The sequence below is a fragment of the Rhizobium sp. S96 genome, assembly GCF_030382195.1.
Lineage (GTDB): Bacteria > Pseudomonadota > Alphaproteobacteria > Rhizobiales > Rhizobiaceae > Rhizobium.
The window spans coordinates 190107-204184 of record NZ_JAUDRY010000004.1; the positions used below are offsets into that span (position 1 = coordinate 190107).

The 14078-nt window shown below is 60.2% G+C and carries 13 protein-coding genes; 6 read left to right on the forward strand and 7 right to left on the reverse strand.

Annotated elements, in window-relative coordinates:
- Positions 1 to 261 precede the first annotated feature (261 nt).
- The 3 genes from QTL94_RS05765 to QTL94_RS05775 form a co-directional block, all read right to left on the reverse strand.
- The gene (locus QTL94_RS05765) at positions 262 to 1107 is read right to left on the reverse strand and encodes a glycosyl transferase (RefSeq protein WP_065690083.1); all 846 of its coding nucleotides are present in this window, start codon (positions 1105 to 1107) and stop codon (positions 262 to 264) included.
- A 187-nt stretch (positions 1108 to 1294) separates the two neighbouring features.
- Positions 1295 to 1810 carry a transcriptional regulator LdtR gene (gene ldtR, locus QTL94_RS05770; protein WP_065690082.1) on the reverse strand — a complete coding sequence of 172 codons (516 nt, stop codon included), beginning with the start codon at positions 1808 to 1810 and terminating at the stop codon, positions 1295 to 1297.
- Between the two features lie 130 nt (positions 1811 to 1940).
- A complete protein-coding gene (locus QTL94_RS05775; RefSeq protein WP_065690081.1) occupies positions 1941 to 2378 on the reverse strand; it encodes a DUF6163 family protein in 438 nt (145 codons plus the stop codon).
- Between the two features lie 131 nt (positions 2379 to 2509).
- Between QTL94_RS05775 and hemB the strand changes: the two genes are divergently transcribed.
- From hemB to QTL94_RS05795, 4 genes are all read left to right on the forward strand, one after another.
- Positions 2510 to 3523 carry a porphobilinogen synthase gene (gene hemB, locus QTL94_RS05780; protein ID WP_289800866.1) on the forward strand — a complete coding sequence of 338 codons (1014 nt, stop codon included), beginning with the start codon at positions 2510 to 2512 and terminating at the stop codon, positions 3521 to 3523.
- An 80-nt stretch (positions 3524 to 3603) separates the two neighbouring features.
- Positions 3604 to 4062, forward strand: a complete 459-nt coding sequence (locus QTL94_RS05785) for an RDD family protein (protein ID WP_065690079.1) — start codon at positions 3604 to 3606, stop codon at positions 4060 to 4062.
- 177 nt (positions 4063 to 4239) lie between these two features.
- Positions 4240 to 5016 (forward strand): arginyltransferase, encoded by a 777-nt coding sequence (locus QTL94_RS05790; protein ID WP_289800867.1) that lies wholly within the window; start codon positions 4240 to 4242, stop codon positions 5014 to 5016.
- On the forward strand, positions 5017 to 5904 hold the full coding sequence (locus tag QTL94_RS05795; RefSeq protein ID WP_065690077.1) for a DMT family transporter: 888 nt from the start codon (positions 5017 to 5019) through the stop codon (positions 5902 to 5904).
- Here the strand turns inward: QTL94_RS05795 and QTL94_RS05800 are convergent.
- The gene (locus QTL94_RS05800) at positions 5843 to 6352 is read right to left on the reverse strand and encodes an SRPBCC family protein (protein WP_244499419.1); all 510 of its coding nucleotides are present in this window, start codon (positions 6350 to 6352) and stop codon (positions 5843 to 5845) included. The two genes, QTL94_RS05795 and QTL94_RS05800, sit on opposite strands and share 62 nt — an antisense overlap.
- Before the next feature lie 152 nt (positions 6353 to 6504).
- Entirely contained in the window at positions 6505 to 8763 is a 2259-nt protein-coding gene (parC, locus tag QTL94_RS05805) for a DNA topoisomerase IV subunit A (protein WP_065690076.1), read from the reverse strand.
- 224 nt (positions 8764 to 8987) lie between these two features.
- Between parC and QTL94_RS05810 the strand changes: the two genes are divergently transcribed.
- On the forward strand, positions 8988 to 10175 hold the full coding sequence (locus QTL94_RS05810; RefSeq protein ID WP_289800868.1) for an aq_1923 C-terminal domain: 1188 nt from the start codon (positions 8988 to 8990) through the stop codon (positions 10173 to 10175).
- A 69-nt stretch (positions 10176 to 10244) separates the two neighbouring features.
- Here QTL94_RS05810 and QTL94_RS05815 read toward each other — a convergent pair whose 3' ends face one another.
- Positions 10245 to 10889, reverse strand: coding sequence for a TetR/AcrR family transcriptional regulator (locus QTL94_RS05815; protein WP_289800869.1), 645 nt, complete (start codon positions 10887 to 10889; stop codon positions 10245 to 10247).
- 66 nt (positions 10890 to 10955) lie between these two features.
- On the opposite strand from QTL94_RS05815, the gene QTL94_RS05820 reads away from it, so the two are divergent.
- Positions 10956 to 12122, forward strand: a complete 1167-nt coding sequence (locus tag QTL94_RS05820) for a serine hydrolase domain-containing protein (RefSeq protein ID WP_289800870.1) — start codon at positions 10956 to 10958, stop codon at positions 12120 to 12122.
- A 66-nt stretch (positions 12123 to 12188) separates the two neighbouring features.
- Here the strand turns inward: QTL94_RS05820 and aspS are convergent, their stop codons facing one another.
- The gene (gene aspS, locus QTL94_RS05825) at positions 12189 to 13979 is read right to left on the reverse strand and encodes an aspartate--tRNA ligase (protein ID WP_289801058.1); all 1791 of its coding nucleotides are present in this window, start codon (positions 13977 to 13979) and stop codon (positions 12189 to 12191) included.
- Between the last annotated feature and the right edge of the window lie 99 nt (positions 13980 to 14078).

A 14078-nucleotide genomic window follows, 5' to 3' on the forward strand; every position in this document is an offset into this window, starting at 1 on the left:
GAGCAGGAAGCGCGAGGTTATCGGACCTCTGATTTGGAAAGCGCCAATTTGCCGTACTTTTCCGCTGACATGCTAATATGGCCAATTCGTGTCACCCAGGCAAAACTCAACTTATGCGGGCGACGCAAATTTCAAGCCATATGCCAGCATGAAACGTGGCGGTTAATAACGCCTAAAAAACGGCTTGAATACAGGCGTTTGCGGTTGCCTGCCATGCGTTGCAAAGATGACACGCTGATGACACAGCACCCGGGCGAGCGGTCATTCGCGCCAGTGTTCCGCGACCCAAGGCGCGGGACGGATGTACTGGCGCAGATAGCGCGCGAGGGACCGCTTTCCCCGCCGAGAACGGTCGAACATGTGCGAAATATGATACATCGGCGACACAGCCGGGCCCTTGCCACCGTAGCGGCCTTCGATGGCAAATTGCGGATGAAAACCGCGGGGGAAGATCACGACCTTCGCGCTGGCAGGCAGCCGGGGTGCGAAGAGGTAGTTCAGCGGCCACGGCCAACGGCAATCCTGCTTGAAATGCAGGACCCAGCGACGCGAGAAAAACTTTGCGCCGCCCGGGGCGTTGCGTGTCACGAACCGCTGCTCGAATCGATATTTGTCGGCGACGCCTTGCGGATCTGCGCGAAACTTCTCCTGCAAAGGCACAAGCTTGCCCACGGGAAAGCGGAAAAGCGACGTCTGCCCAAGCCGTTCGAAGGGCGTCGTCTGGTTTCGCGACAACACCACGTCATCCGGCCCACCAACGTCGAAGAAGGCATCAAGCGAGCTTACGATCACGAGATCCAAGTCCAGGAAAAGAACTGGTCCCTTCAGATTGCCAAGCTTTGGACCCCAAAGCCGACCCTTTGGCCAGATTCCCAGCGTGTTGACTGGCATTTTCTCGACATCGAGCGGCGGCAAGTCCTCGCAGAGGATTTCCGGATTCAGGTCGGCGCGGTTGTCGGTAAAGCAGGTGAAGGTGAAAGGCGGCGTTATGTTGCGTTTCACCATGCCATAGAGCCGGTTTATGAACGGTGCGCCGTATTTCGTACCCCAACTGATACAGATTACCTGCTTCACGCCGCCGCTTGCCGTCAGCACCTCTGACATCATGTCTCACTATCCCCTAGCCTAGGCCGACATCCAGGTCGGCGCGCTCCCCTTTATCAAGTCTGTGCAAGTCCCGCCAGCCGTCAAGCGCATGACGAACCACGAGCAGAAAGGGCGCAACGATATAAACCGTTGCACCCTTCTGTGCCTTGGAGGTCGGGTAAGCCAGCAGGGAAGTTGGCTTACGAGATTAGAGGCGATAGAGGATCTGGTCGTTCCAGAAACGATCGAGACGGGTCAAAAGCTTGTTCATCTGCGTGAATTCGTCCGTGCCGATGCCGCCGACCTTGTCGATCGAGGCGATATGGCGTTCGTAAAGCTTTGCAACGGTTTCGGCGATGTCCTGGCCGGTTTCCGTCAGGCTGATGCGGACCGACCGACGGTCGATGCGCGAGCGCTGGTGGTTGATGAAGCCAAGGTCGACCAGCTTCTTGACGTTGTAGGAAACGTTGGAGCCGAGGTAGTAACCGCGAGAGCGAAGTTCGCCGGCGGTCAGTTCCGAGTTGCCGATGTTGAAAAGGAGCAGAGCCTGGATGGCGTTGACGTCGCTGCGACCCTGACGGTCGAACTCGTCCTTGATGACGTCGAGAAGACGGCGGTGCAGACGTTCAACAAGATGAAGGGATTCCATGTAAAGATCACGGATGCCCTGTTCCTGCTGGTCACGGAAGTTCGATACCGCCTGCGGCTTGATTTTCGTGTTCATGATGACTGCCTCACTGTTTTGTTTGGCGGTGTTGGTTTTCTTCCCGCCTTGAGACAGACCCTATCGAATACAAATAAAATTCTACTTAAACTGCAGCCTTAACAGCACCTTACCGGAAGCGGAGGTTGTATCAGGGTAAATCAACGCTTACCTGCTGCCGCCGCCGACGGCTCTCCTGCCAGAGCACGAAGCGGAAGGCGCAGTAGATCAGCGCGACCAGAATGTGCAGCAGGATGATGAGGCGATTGGCGCCAAAGATCTCCGGCAAGAAGCCATACATGAGGATCTGGCCACCGGCTGCAAGCACCCATATGACTGGCCCCCAGGAGACGGCAAGCCAGAGCCCCAGAGAGGCAACCGGGAAGACAACGGCGAGCCCCGTGCTGGCGACTTTCCATGGCAGGCTCAGAAGATCAAAGCGACCGGCACCAACCAGCGAATAGCCGACCAGCATCGCCCAATATTGCAGGCCGAACCAGAAGCACGAAATCGCCACCAGCCTCAGGAAGAGGACAAAGAAAACGCTCGCCAGCGTGCGCTTGGGTATCGTCGGAGAATCAATATCCATAGGTCAAACAATAGGGCTGCATTTGCGTCTCCGCCACCAGTTCGTCCGTTGCGGCCAATCGTCCGGTTTGGTTTCGAGATGCGGCATGATATTGAGCCCAACATAGAATGGAATTGCTGAGAGTTGGAATAATGCAGGACAAGACACACCTCGTCGATGAAATCACCGGCCACCGCCGGATGCGCCGCAATCGCAAGGCTGACTGGACGCGCCGTCTCGTGCAGGAGAATCGCGTCACCGTGGACGATCTCATCTGGCCGGTCTTTGTCGTTCCGGGATCCGGCATCGTCGAGCCCATCCCGGCAATGCCGGGCGTCAACCGTATGAGCGTGGACAAGCTGGTCGAGGCAACGAAAGAAGCGGCCGATCTCGGCATTCCTGCTATCGCCACCTTCCCGAACATCGAAATGGAATTGCGTGACGAAACGGGCTCCAACAGCCTCGAAGCGAACAATCTGATCAACCAGGCGACGATCGCGATCAAGAAGGCGGTGCCGAACATCGGCATCATCACAGACGTCGCACTCGATCCCTTCACCAGCCACGGCCACGACGGCATCCTGCGAAACGGCGAGATCGTCAACGACGAGACGGTCGAGCAGGTCGCACGCGCCGCCGTCATGCAGGCGGATGCAGGCTCTGACATCATCTCCCCATCGGAAATGATGGACGGCCGAATTGGAGCGATCCGCCAGGCGCTGGATGCGGCCGGGCACCAGAATGTCGGCATCATGAGCTACGCGACCAAGTTCGCCTCCGCCTTCTACGGACCTTACCGCGAAGCGATCTCCACCGGCGGACTGCTGAAGGGCGACAAGAAGACCTATTACATCGATCCGGCCAACGGCACTGAGGCGATCCGTGACGCCGCCCTCGATGTCGAGGAAGGCGCAGACATGCTGATGGTCAAGCCCGGCCTGCCGTACATCGACATCTGCTGGCGCATGAAAGAAGCCTTCGGCCTGCCGACCTTCGCCTACCAGGTCTCGGGAGAATATTCGCAGATCAAGGCTGCCGCGATGAACGGCTGGATCGACGGCGAGCGAGCCATGATGGAGACTTTGCTGGCGTTCAAGCGCGCGGGTTGCGATGGCGTTCTGACCTACTTTGCTATGGAGGTCGCCAAAATCCTGGCGAAACGCTGATCGCTCAAGGGCCTCAATATTGTATTTGAGGCCCGCGATACCATATTTTTGGCATCGCTTCTCGAAAGGAGACCGCAAAGATGACGCTCAACCCGAACCCGCTCTATGCCGCACCGGACGACTGGCGCGCCTACAGTGGAACGCTGAGCCGCCGTGTCTTTGCGTTCATCCTCGACTACGTGATCATTCTCCTGCTCTGCATTCCCGCGGCAGTGGTGCTGTTCTTCCTGTCAATCGTCACACTGGGGCTGGGGTTTTTTCTATACCCGGCACTGTTCGTGATCGTCGCCGGTCTCTATTTCGGCTTTACGGTTGGCGGACCAAGCCAGGCCTCGCTCGGCATGCGGGCGATGGGCATCGCCATCATTCGCGTCGATGGCCGACGAATGGATTTCCTCACGGCGATCGTTCATCTAGCCCTTTTCTGGATCCTGAACTCGGTGCTTACACCGCTGATTCTGTTGGTTGGCCTCTTCACCGACCGCAGCAGGCTGATCCACGACCTGCTCATCGGAACCGTCACGGTCCGCACCGCCTGACGTCCGCCAAAAGGTTGAAACAAATGCGATCCGCCGATCTTTGCGGCGATCGCCGCCGCACCATATCCGAAAGTATATGAGGCAAGAGCGGACACGAAATGGCCGCGCTGTTGACGTTTTGTATTCTTAAGTCATGCTGTTCCGTCAACAGCTAATCGAAGGAAATCTCTGCAGCAGATGAATACGCAGACAACGCCATCACCGCAGTTTTATCTGACGGCTCCGGCTGCCTGCCCCTATCTGGCCAACGAGATGGAACGCAAGGTTTTCACGCATCTCGTCGGTCCGCGCGCGGCAGAGATGAATGACATCCTGACACAGGGCGGATTTCGCCGTTCACAGAACATTGCCTACCGCCCCGCCTGCGAAGCCTGCCGCGCCTGCATATCGGTGCGTATTCTCGCGCGGGAGTTTCAGCCGACGAAATCGATGAAACGCGTGCTGGCGACCAACTCCGATATCATCGCGACGGAATTTCCCGCGCAGCCTTCCAGCGAACAATATTCCCTTTTTCGCCGCTACCTCGATTACCGCCACCAGCAGGGCGGCATGTCCGACATGACTGTTCTCGACTATGCGATCATGGTCGAGGACACCCACGTCAATACCAAGATCATCGAATACCGGCGCCGCGTCGAAGGCTCCGGGCTGGAGACCCGTCCGACCGGCGAGCTGATTGCCGCAGCACTCACCGACACGATGAGCGACGGGCTTTCTATGGTCTACTCCTACTTCAATCCGGATCTCGATCGCCGATCACTCGGCACCTTCATGATCCTCGATCATATCAGGCGCACGAAAGCGCTTGGATTGCCCCATGTCTATCTTGGATACTGGGTTCAAGGGTCGAAGAAAATGGAATACAAGACTCGCTTCCAGCCGCAGGAGCATCTGACTCCGCGCGGATGGGAGCGTTTCGATATCTCCACCCTGCCCGAAAGCACCCACGACTAAATGCCACTTCCCATTCTTTCCGATCATCGGAAAGGCTTGCTGCTGACGGCAATCGGCGGCCTCGCTCTTTCCATGGATATTCCCCTGGTGCGGTTGGCGCACGGCGACATGTGGTCGATCCTCGGCATGCGCAGCATCACGACGGTTGCCGTAACCCTGCTGATCGTCTGCTTGATCCGCTATATCAGGGGAGCCTGGCCAGTTGTCGTACCGGGGCGTCATGGCATTCTGGCCGGATTGCTCTACGGAACGTCCACCCTCACCTTCCTTCTTGCCGTTTTCAACACGGCAACGGCCAACGTGGTCTTCATCGTCGCGTTCAACCCGATGTTCGGCGCGCTGTTGTCTTGGCTGTTCCTGAAAGAGCGGCCATCGGTCTCGACGCTTGTAACAATGCTGGTGATGGTTTTCGGCGTGGGGCTTATCGTGCACGACGGCTTGTCGGGCGGGCATGTGTTTGGCGACGCCATGGCGCTGCTGTCGGCGCTGATCCTCGCGTCAGCCATCACGGTCGGTCGCGCGTCGCGCCGGGACATGGGGTTCGTTCCGCTGCTGGCAGCCGCCTTCCCGGCGGCGCTCGGCTTTGCCAACGCTCTACCTGCCGGATTGACGATAGAGCATCCGGCCTGGATCATATTCAACGGCGCGCTTCTGATGCCGATCGCGTTCTGGTGCCTTGCGACCGGGCCTCGCTACCTATCGGCGCCGGAAGTCGGCATGTTCTACCTGCTGGAAACGATCCTGGCGCCGATCTGGATCTGGCTGATATTCGCCGAAACCCCGTCGAGCATGACGCTGACCGGCGGCGCAATCCTGGTTGGTGCGATTATGGCGCACTCGCTTTGGATGGTTCGGACGAAGCCTGCGCAACAAGCTCTGACACATTGACCGTCTGCAGAGCTTCAAGCTCGCGTTCCAGTCCCTGCATCACGTGAGCCCAGCCCTGCCGCGTCTGCTCTTCGAATTGGCCCCAATCGGCGCACATTTCGTGTGAGAGCGTCAGCCGCGAACCTTCGGCCAGCTGTTCGATATCGATCTGGATCTTGTCGGCGTTGTGATCGTGTTCAGCCGCCGAGAACGAGAAGACCATGCGCCTCGGGCGGCGCAACTCGAGAAAGACGCCGTAGTGGACCGCGTCACCCGTGGGTCGCCGATCGACGACCAGAAAATGACCGCCTACCCGCGGATTGATATCCACCCGGATAACGCGACCCTCATCGCTCGCAAACAGGAAGCGCTTTGCTATCTGGGGGTTGAGCCACGCATCATAAACCGCGCACGGCGAGGCTGCGTAGGTATGGGCAACATTCAAGGTAATCGTATTGCAAGCAGTCATCAACATTCCTCCGTGATCGGACATGCCGCCTGCGCGCAGACGCCACATACGATCATTCCGTCCGCCTGCGGAATGATGTTTGTCCATGTTGTGATTAAAGGACAAAGATAGAGGAAAGACCTCGCTCGCCAAGAGCGGGGGCATTAAAAATTTCAACCGGCGAATTTGCCGCTACGCGGGAAGCCCTTCGGAACGGTACGGCCCGCGGTGGCGCGGTCGGCCAGCCATTCGGCAAGCTCGTCCTTGTTCTTGGTGAAGGTGCGCCCGGCGCTGTCTTCCCATACAAGACCCGTCTCGATTGCAAAGCAGCGGACGTCGGAGATACCGCCATCCTTGTAGCGCTGCAGGCGGACGCCCTTGCCGCGGGACATTTCCGGCACCTGCGCCAGCGGGAATACCAGAAGCTTCCTGTTTTCGCCAACCACGGCAACGTGATCACCGCTGACAGGAATGATCAGCTTGGTTTCGTCGGGCATCGAGACGTTCATGATCTGCTTGCCCTTGCGGGTATTGGCAACCATATCGCCTTCCGCGACGACAAAGCCGTTGCCAGCCGTCGAGATGATCATCTGCTTGCGCTGCGGATCATGGACGAAGGCGGTCAACACGTCCTGATCATTGTCCATATCGATCATGATGCGCAGCGGCTCGCCGTGACCTCGACCACCGGGCAGCTTGTCGCCACCAAGCGTGAAGGCCTTGCCGCCTGTCGTGATGATGAGGATCTTGTCGGTCGTCTGCGCGGGGAAGGCAACCTTCAGCGCGTCGCCTTCCTTGAAGGTCAGGGTCGCGGTATCGGCGATGTGACCCTTCAGCGCGCGGATCCAGCCCTTTTCGGAGACGACAACGGTGATCGGCTCCTTCTCGATCATCGCCTGCTGGATCGCCTGCTCGTCAGCCTCCGGGGCTTCGGCGAACTGCGTGCGACGACGGCCGAGTTCGGTCGCCTTCGCGAACTTCTTCTTCACCTCGCCAATTTCCCAGGCGACGGTCTGCCACTGCTTTTCTTCCGATGCCAGCAGCGCCTCGATCTCGCCCTTCTCCTTGGTGAGGGCATCGAACTCGGTGCGGATCTCGAATTCTTCGAGCTTGCGCAGAGAGCGCAGCCGCATGTTGAGGATCGCTTCGACCTGGATTTCGGTCAGCGCCCAGCGGGCGACCATGACAGGCTTCGGCTCGTCCTCTTCGCGGATGATGCGGATCACCTCGTCGATGTTGAGGTAAGCGATCAGCAAGCCGCCGAGGATTTCCAGGCGACGGTCGATTGCGGCCAGACGGAAGCGCGAACGGCGCTGGAGCACCTCGCGGCGGTGATCCAGCCACTCCTTCAGCACGTCGTTCAAAGCCATGACGCGCGGGATCCGCCCCATCGACAGAACGTTCATGTTCAGCGGGAAGCGGCTCTCCAGCTCCGTCAGCTTGAACATGGATTCCATGAGGATGGTCGGGTCGACGGTCCGGTTCTTCGGTACCAGCACGACGCGGACGTCTTCTGCCGACTCGTCGCGAACATCTTCCAACAGCGGCAGCTTGCGGGCAATCAGCAACTCGGCGATCTTTTCGATCAGGCGCGACTTCTGAACCTGGAAGGGGATTTCGGTGACGATGATCTGGTAACCACCGCGACCGAGATCCTCGACCTGCCACTTGGCACGCGTGCGGAAGCCGCCGCGCCCCGTCTTGTAAGCCTCGATGATGCTCTGGCGGTCATCGATGATGATACCGCCCGTCGGGAAGTCCGGACCGGGAATGAAGGATTCCACCAGCGTCTCGACTGTCGCATCCGGATGCTTGATCAGATGCAGCGCGGCATCACAAAGCTCATGGACGTTGTGCGACGGAATGGACGTCGCCATGCCCACCGCGATCCCGGAGGAACCGTTTGCGAGCAGGTTGGGGAAGGCGCCCGGCAGCACGACCGGTTCTTCGTCTTCCTCGTTGTAGGTGGGGCGGAAATCGACCGCATCCTGTTCGATGCCATCGAGCAGGAGACCCGCGACCTCGGTCATGCGGGCTTCGGTGTATCGGTAGGCAGCCGCGCTGTCGCCGTCGATATTGCCGAAGTTGCCCTGCCCGTCGACGACGGGATAACGCTGCGAAAAATCCTGCGCCAGGCGTACCAGCGCGTCATAGACCGACTGGTCGCCGTGCGGGTGGAACTTACCGATGACATCGCCGACGATACGGGCGCACTTTTTGAAGGCGGAGTTCGGCCGAATGCCCATCTCGCTCATCGCGTGAATGATGCGGCGGTGCACTGGCTTCAGGCCGTCTCGCACGTCAGGAAGCGCGCGATGCATGATGGTCGAAAGCGCATAGGCGAGATAGCGCTCTTCGAGCGCCGCCTTTAGGTCAACCGGAAGAATGCTGTCATCGTCTCCGCCAGAGGGCGGCAAAATCTCTTGTCCCATATGTCCTGACTAGCCGAGATGACCCCTTTGGGCAAGAAATGCAGGCATTCCGGCTGTGGATGAAGTCTTGGAAGAGCAAGAAAAATGGGGCTGGCGGTACTCTGCCCGAATTTGGACTTTGTTTGCTTTTCCCTTCAACACAAATTTAGAAGTCCGCAAATATAAACCGCCATCGATCCGTAGTAGATTGACGACCAAGTTCACACCGCCACAGAGGACCACCAATGACATTTTACCGGACGACACGGCTGATGCTGTCGGGCGTTGCCTTTCTTTCCCTCGCCGGCTCCGCCTTCGCTCTTGATGGCCAGGACCTGCTGAAGAAGATCAATGCGGCCTATACGCTCCAGGGCGGCACGCTGGCGGCAGAAGGCGTCGATGTCGACGGCACGACCGTCACGCTGAAGAACGCGAGCTTCAAGCCCAACAGCGGCGAAGCCATGCCGATCGGCGAAATCACGCTGACCGGTGTTGAGGAAGACGAAGACGGCGGCTACTACATCGAAGAAGCAGCCTTCCCCGATATCGACACCACCAACGACGGCGCGACACTGACAGCAACCGAGCTGTCGCTCGGCGGCATTTCCATTCCTGCCGACCCCAAGGGCGAAGGTCTGGATTCCATGCTGCTTTATGAAAGCGCGCATACCGGCCCGATCAAGGTCGTAAAGGACGGCGCCGAGGTGTTTTCGCTCGGCGGCAGCGATGTCAACCTGACGCTGCGCGAAGACGAGTCCGGCTTCGATTTCGACGGCGCCTTCAAGAGCCTCAAGGCCGATCTCACCAAGGCCAGCGACCCGCAGAGCAAGGAAGCAATCGAAAAGCTGGCGCTGCAGCACATCAACGGCGACATCACGATGAAGGGCGCCTGGGATCTGGCGCCTGGCACGATCGACGTTTCCGAATTTGCGTTCGACTTTACGAACGTCGGCAAGCTCAACCTCGCCTTCAAGATCTCCGGCTACACGATGCCCTTCGTGAAGTCGCTGCAGGAAGCCGCCAAGCAGGCTGAAGCCAACGCGAACAAGGAAGAAGCTCAGCAGGCGCTTGGCCTCTCCATGCTCGGCCTGTTGCAGCAGCTGTCGTTCGAAGGCGCCCAGATCCGCTTCGATGACGCCTCCATCACCAAGCGGGCGCTCGACTACGCCGGCAGCCAGCAGAACATGTCCGGCAAGCAGATGGCGGACTCGCTGAAGGCGATGACGCCGATCATGCTGGCTCAGCTCAACATTCCGGAGCTGCAGAACGCCATTTCGGCGGCCGTCAACACCTTCCTCGACGACCCGAAGAGCCTGACGGTCAGCGCTGCCCCCGCCAAGCCGGTTCCGTTCCCGATGATCATGGGCGCGGCCATGGGTGCGCCAAACACCCTGCCGCAGGTCCTCGGCGTGAAGGTCTCGGCCAACGACTGATCGTTGCGCCTAGCAAGTGCCTGGAACCCGGCGTGCCCTACGGTCCGCCGGGTTTTCTTTTCTTGGGTTCTAGACGGTGTAGCGGCGCAGTTCGGTCAGGGCGTGGTCGACCACGTCCAGAAGCTCTGCCGTGGTGGCACCGTCGCGCGCCTGGACGGACATGCCCTGGACGATGGCGCCGAGGAAGCGGGCGAGCGAGGCTGCGTTCGCATCCGGTTTGATGTCCCCTTCCTCGATGCCGCGCTCGATGCGCGCGGTGAACAGCCGCAGCGTGTCGAGCCGGAGCGAGGAGACATAGTGGGCGATGTCTTCGTTTTCGGATGCGCAGTTCAGCACCGCCGTCGAGATCATGCAGCCCTTGGGGTGCTCGGGCGCCGTGAAGATGATGGCCGAGTTCTTGAGGAACCGGGCGAACGTCGTGACGGTATCGATCGCTTCGCTGAACGGATTGCCCGGGTTCGGCCGGGGCATGCGGCGATACTGGTTCAACGCTTCGCGGTAGAGTTCGGCCTTGGAGCGGAAGGCGGCGTAGAGGCTCTGCGGGGTTATCCTCATCGATGCGGTCAAGTCCGCGATGGACGAACCGTCGTAGCCGTGTTCCCAGAAAGTATCGCGCGCGGCGGCGAGCACCGTCTCCCGGTCGAAGGCCGGTGGCCGCCCTCGCCTGCCCGAGGTCACTTTTTTCGCGCTGTCGTCATTTTTCACAATGATCACTCTAGAAATATTCTGCAACCTGATTTATTCAGGAATGGTCATTGTGATTATAGGAGATCTGGTCCGATGAGTCTTCCCCTTGATTTGCAGAGAGCAACGACGCCCCTTTCCCTCGCCGAGGGGGTCGATGCAGCAATCGACGCTGCTTTGAACGATAAGCGGCTGGTCGGCGCGGTCGTCCTGATCGCCGCGAATGGCGAGATTGTCTATCGTCGGGCCGCCGGGCTCGCCGACAGGGAGAACGGCATTGGAATGCGGGAGGACACCATCTTCCGGCTGGCCTCCGTCACCAAGCCGATTGTCACGATCGCCGCAATGCGGTTGATCGAGCAAGGACGTATGGGTCTGGACGACCCAATCACCAAATGGCTGCCTGATTTTCGTCCGACGCTGCCCGATGGCGGCGAGGCAACCATCCGGATACGGCATCTGCTGAACCACACGTCGGGCCTCAGCTATTGCTTTGCCGAGGAGCACGGTCCCTATGTGCGCGCCGGCGTCTCTGATGGGATCGGCGAGCCCGGCATGTCGCTGGCGGAAAACCTCCGGCGGATCGCGAGCACACCATTGCTGTTTGCCCCCGGAGAAGGTTGGCGTTATTCGCTCGCGATCGATGTGCTCGGCGGTATCATCGAGGCCGAGATGGGTGTTTCGCTTGACGAGGCCGTGGCGGAGCTCGTCACCGGCCCCCTCGGGCTTCGGGACACCGCATTTTCCGTTCGCGATCGCCAGCGTCTTGCCGCAGCCTACACGGACGCCTCGCCCGAGCCGAAGCTGATGGGCAAGGAAGCGCTGGTGTCGGCCTTGACCGGTTCCGTTCGCTTCGCGCCGGATCGCATCTTCGACCCCACCTCCTATCACTCCGGCGGCGCCGGGATGGCGGGCACGGCAGACGATATCCTAACGATCCTCGAAACGATCCGAAGAGGTGGTGCTCCCCTGCTCTCGAGCGAAACGGTTGCAGCGATGATGGTCGACCAGACCGGCGGGCGCCGGCAGGCCGTGGAGCCCGGCTCCGGATTCGGGTTCGGCTGGGCCGTCGTCACCGATCCGGAAGCGGCGCAGGTGCCGCTTACGAAGGGATCGCTGCAGTGGGGCGGCGTCTATGGCCACAGCTGGTTCGTGGACCCATCCGAGGGGCTGACGGTCGTCGCCCTTACCAACACGACGCTTGAGGGCATGTGGGGCCGGTTCACCGTGGATCTGCGCAAGGCGGTCTACGCGGCGATCTGACTACGCTCCAAAAATGCAAAAAGCCGGCGAACAGGTCGCCGGCTTTTCTTTGTTCAATCAGTTTGCTCAGTCTTTCTTGACCGGCGGGATGACGCGCAGCGACAGTTCCATCAGCTGCTTCGGCGTTGCCGGCGACGGGGCGTTCATCAGGAGGTCCTGCGCCTGCTGGTTCATCGGGAACAGCGTAATTTCGCGCAGGTTCTTGGCGCCGAGCAGCAGCATCACGACACGGTCGATACCGAAGGCGCAGCCGCCGTGCGGAGGCGCGCCGTACTGGAACGCACGGTACATGCCGCCGAAGCGTTCCTCGACATCCGTCTGGCTGAGGCCGACCAATTCGAAGGCCTTGACCATTGCTTCCGGCGACTGGTTACGGATCGAGCCCGAGGCGATTTCGAAGCCGTTGCAGACGGCGTCATACTGGTAGGCCTTGAGCGACAGCGGATCCTGGGTCTGCAGCGCCTCGAGGCCGCCCTGCGGCATCGAGAATGGGTTGTGGGCGAAGTCGATCTTCTTGTCTTCCTCGCTCCATTCGTAGAACGGGAAGTCGATGATCCAGCATAGCTCGAAACGGTCGCGATCGACGAGGTTAAGGTCTTCACCTGCCTTGGTGCGCGCTTCGCCAGCGAACTTGTAGAACTTCGCCGGTTCGCCGGCGACGAAGAAGGCGGCGTCGCCTGCTTCAAGGCCGAGCTGGACGCGGAGCGCTTCGGTGCGCTCTTCGCCGATGTTCTTGGCGAGCGGGCCGGAACCGCCGACCTTGCCGTCTTCTTCCTTCCAGAAGATGTAGCCGAGGCCAGGCTGGCCGAGCGACTGCGCCCAGGCGTTCATGCGGTCGCAGAACGCACGGCTGCCGCCGGTCTTGGCCGGGATCGCCCAGACTTCGACCTTCGGGTTGGAGGCGATCATGCCGGCGAAGACCTTGAAGCCGGAGCCTGCGAAGTGCTCGGTGACGGCCTGCATCTCGATCGGGTTACGCAGGTCGGGCTTGTCGGAGCCGTACTTGCGGATCGCGACGTCGTAAGGAATACGCGGCCATTCCTTGGTGACCGGCTTGCCTTCGGCGAACTGCTCGAAGACAGAGGTCATGATCGGCGCCATCGTGTCCCAGACGTCTTCCTGGGTGACGAAGCTCATTTCGAGGTCGAGCTGATAGAATTCGCCCGGCAGGCGGTCGGCGCGCGGGTCTTCGTCGCGGAAGCACGGCGCGATCTGGAAGTAGCGGTCGAAACCGGCAACCATCAAGAGCTGCTTGTACTGCTGCGGCGCCTGCGGCAGCGCGAAGAAGGTGCCGGGATGAATACGCGACGGCACGAGGAAGTCGCGCGCGCCTTCCGGCGAAGACGCCGTCAGGATCGGGGTCGTGTATTCGCCGAAGCCAGCCGACGTCATGCGGTTGCGGATGTCGGAAATGATCTGGCTACGCTTGACGATGTTCTTGTGCAGCGTCTCGCGGCGCAGGTCGAGGAAGCGGTACTTGAGGCGGATGTCCTCAGGATAATCCGGCTCGCCGAACACCGGCAGCGGCAGTTCCTTTGCTTCTGAGAGGACTTCGATCTCCTGGGCGTAGAGTTCGATCTCGCCGGTCGCCATGTTCTTGTTGACGGTCTCTTCCGAGCGGGCCTTGACGACGCCGTCGATGCGGACGACCCACTCGCCGCGCACGGTCTCGGCGATCTTGAAGGCCGGGCTATCCGGGTCGGCGACGACCTGGGTCATGCCGTAATGGTCGCGAAGGTCGATGAAGAGAACGCCGCCATGGTCACGAACGCGGTGGACCCAGCCGGAAATCCGGACATTGGCGCCGACATCCGCCTTGCGGAGGGCTGCACATGTGTGGCTGCGGTAACGATGCATCATCTCAATTCCCAGTATTTGGCTTAAAGACGGCGGCCGGGGGCTCCAATGGCTCTCCCACGCCGACAAGAAAATCGGGCGGAAAAGCGCATGGACTGC

What these genes read in the sequence shown, in the direction of transcription:
- QTL94_RS05765 (WP_065690083.1), bottom strand. Translation starts at nt 1,107, where the DNA reads ATGATGTCAGAGGTGCTGACGGCAAGCGGCGGCGTGAAGCAGGTAATC.
- ldtR (WP_065690082.1), bottom strand. Translation starts at nt 1,810, where the DNA reads ATGAACACGAAAATCAAGCCGCAGGCGGTATCGAACTTCCGTGACCAG.
- QTL94_RS05775 (WP_065690081.1), bottom strand. Translation starts at nt 2,378, where the DNA reads ATGGATATTGATTCTCCGACGATACCCAAGCGCACGCTGGCGAGCGTT.
- hemB (WP_289800866.1), top strand. Translation starts at nt 2,510, where the DNA reads ATGCAGGACAAGACACACCTCGTCGATGAAATCACCGGCCACCGCCGG.
- QTL94_RS05785 (WP_065690079.1), top strand. Translation starts at nt 3,604, where the DNA reads ATGACGCTCAACCCGAACCCGCTCTATGCCGCACCGGACGACTGGCGC.
- QTL94_RS05790 (WP_289800867.1), top strand. Translation starts at nt 4,240, where the DNA reads ATGAATACGCAGACAACGCCATCACCGCAGTTTTATCTGACGGCTCCG.
- QTL94_RS05795 (WP_065690077.1), top strand. Translation starts at nt 5,017, where the DNA reads ATGCCACTTCCCATTCTTTCCGATCATCGGAAAGGCTTGCTGCTGACG.
- QTL94_RS05800 (WP_244499419.1), bottom strand. Translation starts at nt 6,352, where the DNA reads ATGACTGCTTGCAATACGATTACCTTGAATGTTGCCCATACCTACGCA.
- parC (WP_065690076.1), bottom strand. Translation starts at nt 8,763, where the DNA reads ATGGGACAAGAGATTTTGCCGCCCTCTGGCGGAGACGATGACAGCATT.
- QTL94_RS05810 (WP_289800868.1), top strand. Translation starts at nt 8,988, where the DNA reads ATGACATTTTACCGGACGACACGGCTGATGCTGTCGGGCGTTGCCTTT.
- QTL94_RS05820 (WP_289800870.1), top strand. Translation starts at nt 10,956, where the DNA reads ATGAGTCTTCCCCTTGATTTGCAGAGAGCAACGACGCCCCTTTCCCTC.
- aspS (WP_289801058.1), bottom strand. Translation starts at nt 13,979, where the DNA reads ATGCATCGTTACCGCAGCCACACATGTGCAGCCCTCCGCAAGGCGGAT.